Consider the following 11,774-nt stretch of genomic DNA (forward strand, 5'->3'; position numbering starts at 1 on the left):
GTGAACGTGGCAAAGAATTATTATGACATCACCCTCGCCCTGGCAGGTATATGCCAGTCGGCACGCCTGGTGCAAGAACTGGCGCACCAGGGGCATTGTGATGCCGATGCGTTACACGTTTCACTTAACAGTATCATCGACATGAACCCCAGCTCGACGCTTGGAGTCTTTGGCGGGAGTGAGGCGAACCTGCGACTTGGCCTTGAAACGTTGCTCGGCGTGCTCAACGCCAGCAGTCGTCAGGGGCTGAACGCGGAACTCACCCGCTACACGTTAAGCCTGATGGTACTGGAGCGTAAGCTGTCAGCGGCCAAAGGCGCTATGGACACGCTGGGAGACCGTATCAACGGCTTACAGCGCCAGTTGGACCATTTTGATTTGCAGTCAGAAACGTTGCTGAGCGCGATGGCTGGCATTTATGTTGACGTCATCAGCCCACTCGGCCCGCGTATTCAGGTCACGGGTTCCCCTGCTATCCTCCAGAGCCCACAGGTTCAGGCTAAAGTACGCGCTTCGCTATTGGCTGGCATTCGTGCAGCAGTGCTCTGGCATCAGGTTGGTGGAGGCCGTCTGCAACTCATGTTTTCTCGTAATCGCCTGACGACTCAGGCAAAACAAATTCTTGCTCATTTAACCCCGGAGTTGTGATCTATGGAATTATCCTCACTGACCGCCGTTTCCCCTGTCGATGGACGCTACGGCGATAAAGTCAGCGCGCTGCGCGGGATTTTCAGTGAATACGGTTTGCTGAAATTCCGTGTACAGGTTGAAGTACGCTGGCTGCAAAAACTGGCCGCGCACGCAGCGATCAAGGAAGTTCCTGCTTTTGCTGCCGACGCAATCGGTTTCCTTGATGCGATCGTCGCTAACTTCAATGAAGAAGATGCCGCGCGTATCAAAACCATTGAGCGTACGACTAACCATGATGTGAAGGCAGTTGAGTATTTCCTGAAAGAAAAAGTGGCTGATATCCCGGAACTGCATGCCGTTTCCGAGTTTATCCACTTCGCGTGTACGTCAGAAGACATCAACAACCTGTCTCACGCGCTGATGTTGAAAACCGCTCGCGACGAAGTAGTCCTGCCATACTGGCGTAAGCTTATCGACGCAGTGAAAGATCTGTCCGTACAGTATCGCGATATCCCTCTGCTCTCCCGTACCCACGGTCAACCTGCCACCCCGTCTACGCTGGGCAAAGAAATGGCTAACGTGGCTTACCGTATGGAGCGCCAGTACCGCCAGCTTAACCAGGTCGAAATTCTCGGTAAAATCAACGGTGCCGTGGGTAACTATAACGCCCACATCGCCGCTTACCCGGAAGTAGACTGGCATCAGTTCAGCGAAGAGTTTGTTACGTCGCTGGGCATCCAGTGGAACCCGTACACCACGCAGATTGAACCGCACGACTACATTGCCGAGCTGTTTGATTGCATCGCACGTTTCAACACTATCCTGATCGACTTTGACCGCGATGTCTGGGGTTACGTGGCGCTGAACCATTTCAAACAGAAAACTATCGCTGGCGAAATCGGTTCCTCCACCATGCCGCACAAGGTTAACCCAATCGATTTCGAAAACTCCGAAGGCAACCTGGGTCTGTCTAACGCGGTACTGCAACATCTGGCGAGCAAACTGCCGGTTTCCCGCTGGCAGCGAGACCTGACGGACTCAACCGTTCTGCGCAACCTGGGCGTCGGTATTGGCTATGCGCTGATCGCGTATCAATCCACACTGAAGGGCGTGAGCAAACTGGAAGTGAATCGCGATCATCTGCTGGATGAACTGGACCATAACTGGGAAGTTCTGGCTGAGCCGATCCAGACCGTGATGCGTCGCTATGGTATTGAAAAGCCTTACGAGAAGCTGAAAGAACTGACCCGCGGAAAACGCGTTGACGCTGAAGGTATGAAGCAGTTTATCGACGGTCTGGCCCTGCCGGAAGACGAAAAAACTCGCCTGAAAGCAATGACGCCAGCCAATTACATTGGTCGCGCCGTCACTATGGTTGATGAACTGAAGTAATCTGTATTGCGCCGGAGAGCAATTGCGCCTGTTCCGGCCACCAGTTTATGTCGTATGCAAGCCGGATAAGCGTCAGCGCCTTCCGGCTTTTTTCGCCAGTGATAGCCTCCCTTCCCCCGGTTTATTAAATGTTTATCCCCACAGCCACATAATCAGCGTTAAACTATTCATACCGTTCGTATAGGGAGTAATGATGATGCGCGTACTGGTTGTCGAGGATAATGCTTTATTACGCCACCACCTCAAGGTTCAGTTACAGGATTTAGGGCATCAGGTGGATGATGCAGAGGACGCTAAGGAAGCGGACTACTATCTGAATGAACATCTGCCGGATATCGCGATCGTTGATTTAGGGCTCCCTGATGAAGATGGCTTGTCGCTGATCCGCCGCTGGCGCAGCAATGACGTTTCGCTCCCCATTCTGGTATTAACCGCCCGTGAAGGCTGGCAGGACAAAGTGGAAGTGCTCAGCGCCGGCGCCGACGATTACGTCACCAAACCGTTTCACATTGAAGAAGTGGCTGCGCGCATGCAGGCGTTGATGCGTCGCAACAGCGGTCTGGCATCGCAGATTATCTCCCTTCCACCTTTTCAGGTGGACCTCTCTCGCCGTGAGTTATCCGTCAATGATGAGGTGATCAAGCTCACGGCGTTCGAATACACCATTATGGAAACACTCATCCGTAATAACGGCAAAGTGGTCAGTAAAGATTCGCTCATGCTGCAGCTTTATCCGGATGCCGAGCTGCGTGAAAGTCATACTATTGATGTTCTGATGGGACGTTTGCGCAAAAAAATACAGGCGCAGTATCCTGACGACGTCATCACCACCGTGCGTGGCCAGGGATATCTTTTTGAATTGCGCTAATGAATAAACTATTGCGTCATTTTTTCCCGTTATCACTTCGGCTACGTTTTTTACTGGCAACCGCTGGCGTGGTATTGGTGCTCTCACTGGCCTACGGCATCGTTGCCCTGGTGGGTTATAGCGTCAGCTTTGATAAGACAACGTTTCGCCTGTTGCGCGGCGAAAGCAATCTGTTCTATACCCTGGCGAAATGGGATAACGGTAAAATTAATGTCGAGTTACCCGAGAATCTCGATATGCAAAGCCCCACAATGTCGCTGATTTATGATGAAAACGGCAAATTGCTGTGGGCACAGCGCAACGTCCCCTGGCTGACCCAGAGTATTCAACCTGACTGGCTTAAGACGAACGGTTTTCATGAAATTGAAGCCAATGTCGACGCCACCAGCACGTTGCTGGGCGCAGATCACTCCGCACAGCAGCAGTTAAAAGAAGTCAGAGAAGATGACGACGACGCTGAAATGACCCACTCGGTTGCGGTGAATGTCTATCCTGCCACCGCCAGAATGCCCCAACTGACCATTGTGGTTGTCGATACCATTCCTATTGAGTTAAAGCGCTCGTATATGGTCTGGAGCTGGTTCATTTATGTGCTGGTCGCCAACCTGTTGTTGGTCATTCCACTGTTATGGGTGGCCGCCTGGTGGAGCCTGCGACCTATTGAATCGCTGGCGCGTGAAGTTCGTGAGCTTGAAGAACATCATCGTGAAATGCTGAATCCCGCGACCACGCGTGAACTGACCAGTCTGGTCCGCAACCTCAACCGGCTTTTGAAAAGCGAACGTGAGCGCTACGACAAATACCGCACCACGTTAACCGATCTTACCCATAGCCTGAAGACCCCGCTGGCCGTATTGCAAAGCACGCTCCGCTCGATGCGTAACGAAAAAATGAACGTAAGCGACGCGGAACCGATCATGCTCGAGCAAATCAGCCGTATTTCCCAGCAGATTGGCTATTACCTGCATCGCGCCAGCATGCGTGGCAGTAGCGCCCTGCTCAGCCGGGAACTGCATCCTGTCGCGCCGTTGCTGGATAAACTTACCTCGGCGCTGAATAAGGTGTATCAGCGTAAAGGCGTTAACATTAATCTCGACATCTCACCTGAAATCAGCTTTGTAGGCGAGCAGAACGATTTTGTCGAAGTGATGGGAAACGTGCTGGACAACGCCTGTAAATATTGTCTGGAGTTCGTCGAGATTTCAGCGCGACTATCAGAGGATCAACTGCATATTCTGGTTGAAGATGATGGTCCCGGCATTCCGCACAGCAAACGAGAAGTAGTGTTTGACCGTGGACAACGAGTCGATACGCTACGACCAGGACAAGGTGTCGGACTGGCGGTAGCGCGTGAAATCACCGAACAGTACGACGGGCAAATTATTGCAGGTGACAGCCTGCTGGGCGGCGCACGCATGGAAGTCATTTTTGGCCGCCAGCAGCCGGGTCAGAAAGACGAGTAATCGCCGCATGTAATAAATATGTACTGACTTCACGCTTGAGGTTAAGTATCCGTTATAATCGGTTGCAGATACCAGCCTGCGGGATGCTCATTATGGAATACCAACTCACACTTAACTGGCCCGATTTTCTGGAACGCCACTGGCAAAAACGTCCTGTGGTCTTAAAACGCGGGTTTAACAACTTTATTGATCCACTCTCTCCTGACGAACTGGCTGGACTGGCAATGGAAAGCGAAGTCGACAGCCGACTCGTCAGCCATCAGGACGGTAAATGGCAGGTTAACCACGGTCCATTCGAAAGCTATGACCATCTTGGCGAAAACAACTGGTCGCTGCTGGTACAGGCGGTCAATCACTGGCATGAGCCAACCGCGGCGCTGATGCGTCCGTTTCGCGAGCTGCCGGACTGGCGTATCGATGATCTGATGATCTCCTTCTCCGTACCCGGAGGCGGCGTTGGCCCGCATTTGGATCAGTACGATGTGTTTATTATTCAGGGAACCGGACGCCGCCGCTGGCGCGTGGGCGAAAAACTACAGTTGAAGCAGCACTGCCCTCACCCGGATCTGCTGCAGGTCGACCCGTTTGAAGCCATCATTGATGAAGAGCTGGAACCCGGCGATATTCTGTATATTCCGCCAGGGTTCCCACACGAAGGCTACGCGCTGGAAAACGCCATGAACTATTCGGTGGGCTTCCGTGCGCCAAACACTCGCGAGCTAATCAGCGGATTTGCCGATTACGTTTTACAGCGTGAACTGGGCAGCACATATTACAGCGATCCGGATCTGCCGCCCCGCGATCATCCGGCTGACGTTCTACCGCAGGAGATGGACAAGCTGCGCGAAATGATGCTGGGGCTGATTAATCAACCTGAACATTTCCAACAATGGTTTGGTGAGTTTATTTCTCAGTCTCGTCATGAACTGGATATTGCCCCGCCAGAGCCACCGTATCAGCCTGACGAAATCTACGACGCCCTGAAGCAAGGGGATGTATTAGTGCGTCTGGGTGGATTGCGTGTATTGCGCATCGGCGATGATATCTACGCCAATGGTGAGAAAATTGACTCGCCGCATCGTCCTGCCCTTGAAGCCCTTGCCAGCCATATCGTACTGACGGCCGAGAATTTTGAGGATGCGCTGGAAGATCCATCCTTCCTTGCCATGCTGGCCGCATTGGTTAATAGCGGGTATTGGTTCTTCGAAGGATAATGTGTAATTGTGCCTGATGCGATGCTAACGCGTCTTATCAGGCCTACCCGAATGAAATATTCCAGGCCGGATGGCGAAGCGCCATCCGGCATCTACCGAGAAATTTACTGCTGCTTCGCGGTTAACTGCGCAATACGCACAATTACCTGCACCGCTTTTTCCATCCCTTCCAGGGTCACAAATTCATGTTTGCCATGATAGTTGTAGCCGCCGGTGAACAGATTAGGACACGGTAACCCCATAAACGACAGCTGCGCGCCGTCGGTTCCGCCACGAATAGGCTTCAGCACAGGTTCAATATCGCAATCACGCATCGCCTTCTGGGCAATATCCAGCACGTGCGGATGCTCAACCACTTTTTCGCGCATATTGTAGTAGCTGTCTTCGATCACCAGTTCGATATAGCAGTCCGGGTGTAACCCTTTGCCAACCTTCTTGGCGATATCCATGATCTTGCGTTTACGCGCCTCAAACTGCTTGCGGTCAAAATCCCGGATGATGTAGTGCATATCCGCCCGATCAACCGTCCCTTTCATGCTCGCGAGGTGATAAAAGCCTTCATAGCCTTCCGTCGTTTCCGGGCTTTCATCTGCCGGAACCTCAGCGTGAATACGCGCCGCCAGCGACAGCGCATTCACCATCACCCCTTTTGCGGTACCGGGATGCACATTGTTGCCGACAATTTTGATATTCACCGACGCGGCGTTGAAGTTTTCAAACTCCAGCTCCCCTACGCCACCGCCATCAACGGTATAGGCCCACTGCGCATCGAATGCCGCAACGTCAAAATGCTTCGCCCCTTTACCGACCTCTTCGTCCGGCGTAAAGGCCACGCGAATATCACCGTGCGGAATCTCTTTTTGGATTAGCACAGCCAGCGCGGTCATGATTTCTGCGATGCCCGCTTTATCATCGGCACCCAGCAATGTTTTGCCGTCTGTAGTGATTAGCGTCTGGCCCAAAAGCTGATGCAGTACCGGGAACATCACCGGCGACAGAACTTCATCGCCAATACCTAACGCGATATCGCCCCCGCGGTAGTTTTCAACAATTTGCGGATTAACGTTTTTACCACTGCAATCCGGTGAGGTATCCACATGGGAAATAAAACCGATAGCGGGAATATTGCCAGCAACGTTAGCAGGCAACGTTGCCATCAGCGTCCCCTTTTCGCTGAGTGAAATATTGACCAGCCCCATCTCTTCGAGCTGTTGTTTGAGCAGTTGTAATAACTTCCACTGTCCTTCGGTGCTGGGTACTTGCCGCACGCCCGATTTTGATTGGGTGTCCAGCGACACGTAGTGTAAAAAACGCTCAAGTAGTTTATCCATGCAGTCACCCTCACTTTTTGTGACAACATTATCAATAAGCAACAAAAGACAAATATTGCGTCAGGTCACTTTTATCCCCGCAAGTAAGAATATTTCGCCATGACATCCCCTCTGACTATAGGGCTAAGTCAGTAATTCGCAACAAGGATTGGCGATTACCATGGTTTGCCGTAGAATAACGGCCCTCATTAAGAGTCATCAAGGTGGTTAACCACAAACCCCGCATCGGTCAGCCATCCGTTGCGTTTACATGGGACAGAGTAAAAAATTGAATAAACAACCGCGTTCGCTTTCTCCACTGGTGCAATTAGCGGGAATTCGCAAAAGTTTCGATGGCAAAGAGGTGATTTCCAGCCTGGATTTGACCATTAAAAACGGCGAGTTTCTCACGCTGCTCGGCCCCTCTGGCTGCGGTAAAACAACCGTTCTTCGCCTGATTGCCGGTCTGGAAACGGTTGATTCCGGTCATATCATATTGGACAACCAGGACATCACTCACGTTCCGGCGGAAAATCGCTACGTGAACACCGTCTTCCAAAGCTATGCGTTATTTCCCCACATGACCGTGTTTGAAAATGTGGCCTTCGGTTTACGCATGCAGAAAACACCCGCTGCTGATATCCCTCCTCGCGTTACCGAAGCCCTGCGCATGGTACAACTGGAAGAATTCGCCCAACGAAAGCCGCATCAACTTTCTGGTGGGCAGCAACAGCGCGTGGCGATTGCCCGTGCGGTGGTCAACAAACCTCGTTTGCTCCTGTTGGATGAATCCCTCTCTGCGCTGGACTACAAACTGCGCAAACAGATGCAGAACGAACTGAAAGCGCTGCAACGTAAGCTTGGTATCACTTTTGTTTTTGTCACGCACGACCAGGAAGAAGCGCTGACCATGTCAGACCGTATCGTGGTGATGCGCGATGGCAAGATTGAGCAAGATGGTACGCCGCGCGAAATCTACGAAGAGCCGAAAAATCTGTTTGTCGCCGGGTTTATCGGCGAGATTAATATGTTTAACGCGACGGTCATTGAGCGTCTGGACGATCAGCGCGTTCGTGCTAATGTGGAAGGTCGCGAATGCAACATTTACGTCAACTTCGCGGTGGTGCCTGGACAAAAACTGCACGTATTATTACGCCCGGAAGATCTGCGCGTTGATGAGATCAACGACGATAATCATATTGAAGGTCTTATCGGCTATGTGCGTGAACGCAACTACAAAGGCATGACGCTGGAGTCGGTTGTGGAACTGGAAAATGGCAAGATGGTGATGGTCAGTGAATTCTTCAATGAAGACGACCCTGACTTCGACCACTCGCTCGACCAGAAAATGGCGATTAACTGGGTAGAAAGCTGGGAGGTCGTACTGGCTGATGAAGAACACAAGTAAATTCCAGAGTGTGGTGATCGTCACCATTGTCGGTTGGCTTGTGTTATTTGTCTTTCTGCCCAACCTGATGATCATCGGCACCAGCTTTTTGACCCGTGACGACGCTAATTTCGTCAAAATGGTCTTTACGCTGGAAAACTATACTCGCCTGCTGGATCCGCTCTATTTTGAGGTACTGGTTCACTCCCTCAATATGGCGTTGATTGCCACGCTCGCCTGTCTGGTACTGGGCTATCCGTTTGCCTGGTTTTTGGTAAAGCTGCCGGAAAAAGTGCGCCCGCTGCTGCTGTTCCTGCTGATTGTTCCGTTCTGGACCAACTCGCTTATTCGCATTTACGGACTCAAAATTTTCCTCAGCACCAAGGGCTATCTCAACGAATTTCTGTTGTGGATCGGCATTATTGATACCCCCATTCGCATCATGTTTACCCCCAGCGCGGTGATCATCGGCCTGGTGTACATCCTGCTACCGTTTATGGTGATGCCGCTCTATTCCAGCATTGAGAAACTCGACAAACCGCTGCTGGAAGCCGCACGCGATTTAGGCGCCAGCAAACTTCAGACCTTTACCCGCATCATTATTCCGCTGACGATGCCGGGAATTATCGCTGGATGTCTGCTGGTTATGCTGCCGGCAATGGGGCTGTTTTACGTTTCCGATTTAATGGGTGGGGCGAAAAACCTGTTAATTGGTAACGTGATTAAAGTGCAGTTCCTGAACATTCGCGACTGGCCGTTTGGCGCAGCTACCAGCATAACGCTGACTATCGTGATGGGGCTGATGCTGCTGGTTTACTGGCGCGCCTCCCGCTTGCTGAACAAGAAGGTTAGCGACATAGACAGTTAGTTTATATTATTCAATAGGTTAACTTGCTTTTTGGCATGCTTTTTACCTACAAGTAAACTGCATGCCAAACTCTGTAAAATCATGTAGTTGCACATGAGTTTTGGAGAATAATTTTTCGCTAATTATCCTGCTGATGATATTTGCCTACGATGGCATCTGCGGATTCTCACATCACCAGTCATCAAACTCCGCTTTCCTGGCATCATTAATGATGTACGTGATCACTCCGAATATTGCGTGTGAAGAATTGTAGCCATCACCATCTTCTGGCAGAGCTTCCGGTCCCCGGATTAATCAGATGTGGTTGAGGATGTGTTCGGTAACGCTTGCTCCTGAATTCCCCGTCGATCGGGCATGTCAGCAGTGAACCTTCGCAGGAAAATACATTTTAACACTCATTGACATCATTAATTAATTTTGTCAATTTATCAATAGAGAGTGGCTTCGAGTAATACCAGCCTTGGACACAGCACTCAGGGAACATTTCAGTTAAATATTTCACCTGAGTTGAAGTCTCGACACCTTCGAAAACGACTTTGTGAGTTATATCTTTAAAAATCTCCATCAATCCTGATAAGACATTGTTATTTACAGAGAGTTCACCAATAGAATCCGTAATTGACTTATCAATTTTAACCTCATCTATTTGTAAATTTGATAACCAGTTTAAATTTGAATAGCCAGTACCGAAATCATCAATAGCTATTGATATACCCTTATTATTAAATAAAGAAATTACCTTTTGGAGAGAATTTATTTCCGCACTCTGCCTCTCTGTTAACTCCATCATTATCATACCAGGTTTTATATTTAATTCATCAATCATCTGAAACACTTTGCTTTGAAATGATTCCGACAGAAGGTCTTGAGAACTAACATTAATGCTTATAATAATATTAAATTCCTCAGAAATAGACATGGTTTCTTTTACTACCCTTCGAAATACAAAATCACTTATTTCATGGGTTAAATCATGCTTCTCTGCAATAGGGATAAAAATATCAGGGGGGATACTACCAATATCATAATCATCCCATCTAATTAGTGCTTCCACACCAATAATCTTTCCGGTTTTTATTTTATAAATAGGTTGATACACAAGATATAATGATTCACTTTTTATGGCATTTTTTAATCTTGAAACTAATGATTGCTTGCGTGCAACTCTTTGATTATACCTCCCCCCCAGAAGAACACCGGTTACAATAGATGTAAAGGCAATCAATAACATCATTAACCAACTATCGAAACTCATCCACGGAAATTTAACTCCCCCCATGACACAGATATTATTATTTTTATTACAGCTTTGCGTGGTAATAAGTCCTAGTTGGTAGGATTTATCATGCTGAGCCTCTTCAAGAAGATCAACCTGCTCACCAAATTTGAACAAATGAAGCGAATGATCTCTGTCACCTACAATTGCAGAAAACCCCTTCTCTTCATGGTCTGTAACAAATCTATTAAATGCAAATGGTGAAATCGTTATAGCTAATTTTTGATTGCTTAGCAAATCAGCTTTTACATTATTTTCCAGTAACACACCAAAAAACCAAGTTACATTGTCCTTTTCAACTTTTCTATCATAGATATTGAGAAGCAATGGCGCTGGCAACACTCCCCATAAAGCACTACATATGACTGCACCATTTGAAATCAATGATATATCTTTTATAAGAGCATATGGCCATAAGGCCACTCTTAGAGCATGAAGTTGTAGTTCACTACAAGGACTATAAGCATTAAATATTTCATAATTATCATTTATTTTATCAATTTGTTGAATGAGACTAACGCTTCTATTCAAAACTCGTTCTGTATATGATGCAATCTTCTCCTTGTATATATAATACATTGAAATCTCAGATAATGAGAAAAAAATAAAAAATGAAAACGTGATTGATATCACATAAGGCTTGATTTGTTTTAAATTGTGGTTATTCTTCACACCGACCTCTTTATATGCCTGACCCTATGTGACAACATACATTCTACTATCTGTCGTGAAACAAATACATACAGTTGAAACAGATTATCGGCTAAAACAATTATTTCTTTATGTTTTTTATTAGAAAAAAACATTATAAAATAACGTAAAACCATATCCAAGTTAGATTTATGTTTGCATTTTAACCAAATAAGTGGCATTTCATCTTATATTTATATGTCTAATGTAAAAGATGTAATTCTAAGGGACATAAGTGTGAAACTGCCCCCTTTCCCGATACTGGTACTTGGATTAAACCGATGATGGTACTGCCGGTGATCAACACAGACGCCAGCAAGCATGAGAAAGAACAGATAAGCCGTACTGTTCAGGAAATGTTTGAAGAGGCAGACACATGGATAGTAAGTGAGTAACGTGTTTACAGCATATCCTTGTATGCATTTTCTTACTTAAGCCCAATCAAAATTAATAACATTAGGTATAATTAGAATTTCATTAATTATACCTAATGTGCATTTTAACGGAGCGGCAGTAAACAGTAATACCATAACGTAATTATTTCAGCTCTACTTAACAAAGTATAAAAACCCAGCATGTTACTTTGGAGGTTGTTACAGACACCTTGCAACTTATTTGCTATCCTCCCTCGAATGGCTATAACGCTGGACTGAATCGCCACGGGTTTAACAGACAC

General features: G+C 48.0%; 9 protein-coding genes and 2 pseudogenes. 8 read left to right on the forward strand and 3 right to left on the reverse strand.

The features are described from left to right. Nucleotides 1–6 precede the first annotated feature (6 nt). The 5 genes from hflD (at nucleotide 7) to roxA (ending at nucleotide 5,567) form a co-directional block, all read left to right on the forward strand. Nucleotides 7–648: a high frequency lysogenization protein HflD gene (gene hflD / locus FDX11_RS09700; protein ID WP_042309320.1), complete on the forward strand. Its 642-nt coding sequence runs from the start codon at nucleotides 7–9 to the stop codon at nucleotides 646–648. 3 nt (nucleotides 649–651) lie between these two features. Further along, the gene (gene purB / locus FDX11_RS09705) at nucleotides 652–2,022 is read left to right on the forward strand and encodes an adenylosuccinate lyase (protein WP_016153410.1); all 1,371 of its coding nucleotides are present in this window, start codon (nucleotides 652–654) and stop codon (nucleotides 2,020–2,022) included. A 196-nt stretch (nucleotides 2,023–2,218) separates the two neighbouring features. Further along, nucleotides 2,219–2,890, forward strand: a complete 672-nt coding sequence (gene phoP, locus FDX11_RS09710) for a two-component system response regulator PhoP (protein ID WP_042309337.1) — start codon at nucleotides 2,219–2,221, stop codon at nucleotides 2,888–2,890. Continuing rightward, complete coding sequence (gene phoQ, locus FDX11_RS09715) at nucleotides 2,890–4,353, forward strand: two-component system sensor histidine kinase PhoQ (protein WP_042309080.1); 1,464 nt, start codon at nucleotides 2,890–2,892, stop codon at nucleotides 4,351–4,353. The genes phoP and phoQ overlap by 1 nt, the downstream gene beginning before the upstream one ends. 92 nt (nucleotides 4,354–4,445) lie before the next feature. After that, entirely contained in the window at nucleotides 4,446–5,567 is a 1,122-nt protein-coding gene (gene roxA, locus FDX11_RS09720) for a [50S ribosomal protein L16]-arginine 3-hydroxylase (protein WP_042309081.1), read from the forward strand. A gap of 104 nt (nucleotides 5,568–5,671) precedes the next feature. Here roxA and pepT read toward each other — a convergent pair whose 3' ends face one another. Further along, nucleotides 5,672–6,898 (reverse strand): peptidase T, encoded by a 1,227-nt coding sequence (pepT, locus tag FDX11_RS09725; protein ID WP_137349604.1) that lies wholly within the window; start codon nucleotides 6,896–6,898, stop codon nucleotides 5,672–5,674. A gap of 250 nt (nucleotides 6,899–7,148) precedes the next feature. Between pepT and potA the strand changes: the two genes are divergently transcribed. Together potA and potB are read left to right on the forward strand one after the other, a co-directional pair. After that, on the forward strand, nucleotides 7,149–8,285 hold the full coding sequence (potA, locus tag FDX11_RS09730) for a spermidine/putrescine ABC transporter ATP-binding protein PotA (RefSeq protein ID WP_038639864.1): 1,137 nt from the start codon (nucleotides 7,149–7,151) through the stop codon (nucleotides 8,283–8,285). Then, nucleotides 8,269–9,132 (forward strand): spermidine/putrescine ABC transporter permease PotB, encoded by an 864-nt coding sequence (gene potB / locus FDX11_RS09735; RefSeq protein WP_137397833.1) that lies wholly within the window; start codon nucleotides 8,269–8,271, stop codon nucleotides 9,130–9,132. Before potA ends, potB begins: the two co-directional genes overlap by 17 nt. 171 nt (nucleotides 9,133–9,303) lie before the next feature. Here the strand turns inward: potB and FDX11_RS09740 are convergent. After that, nucleotides 9,304–9,511: pseudogene (locus FDX11_RS09740) on the reverse strand (LexA family transcriptional regulator); the annotation flags it as partial. A gap of 9 nt (nucleotides 9,512–9,520) precedes the next feature. Further along, complete coding sequence (locus FDX11_RS09745; RefSeq protein WP_137397834.1) at nucleotides 9,521–11,080, reverse strand: EAL domain-containing protein; 1,560 nt, start codon at nucleotides 11,078–11,080, stop codon at nucleotides 9,521–9,523. 269 nt (nucleotides 11,081–11,349) lie between these two features. On the opposite strand from FDX11_RS09745, the pseudogene FDX11_RS09750 reads away from it, so the two are divergent. Continuing rightward, a pseudogene (locus tag FDX11_RS09750) lies at nucleotides 11,350–11,493 on the forward strand (DinI-like family protein); the annotation flags it as partial. Between the last annotated feature and the right edge of the window lie 281 nt (nucleotides 11,494–11,774).

The organism is Citrobacter sp. wls714, from assembly GCF_005281025.1.
In the GTDB taxonomy this organism is placed as follows: Bacteria; Pseudomonadota; Gammaproteobacteria; order Enterobacterales; family Enterobacteriaceae; genus Citrobacter; species Citrobacter werkmanii.

What these genes read in the sequence shown, in the direction of transcription:
- purB (WP_016153410.1), top strand. Translation starts at nt 652, where the DNA reads ATGGAATTATCCTCACTGACCGCCGTTTCCCCTGTCGATGGACGCTAC.
- phoP (WP_042309337.1), top strand. Translation starts at nt 2,219, where the DNA reads ATGCGCGTACTGGTTGTCGAGGATAATGCTTTATTACGCCACCACCTC.
- phoQ (WP_042309080.1), top strand. Translation starts at nt 2,890, where the DNA reads ATGAATAAACTATTGCGTCATTTTTTCCCGTTATCACTTCGGCTACGT.
- roxA (WP_042309081.1), top strand. Translation starts at nt 4,446, where the DNA reads ATGGAATACCAACTCACACTTAACTGGCCCGATTTTCTGGAACGCCAC.
- pepT (WP_137349604.1), bottom strand. Translation starts at nt 6,898, where the DNA reads ATGGATAAACTACTTGAGCGTTTTTTACACTACGTGTCGCTGGACACC.
- potA (WP_038639864.1), top strand. Translation starts at nt 7,149, where the DNA reads ATGGGACAGAGTAAAAAATTGAATAAACAACCGCGTTCGCTTTCTCCA.
- potB (WP_137397833.1), top strand. Translation starts at nt 8,269, where the DNA reads ATGAAGAACACAAGTAAATTCCAGAGTGTGGTGATCGTCACCATTGTC.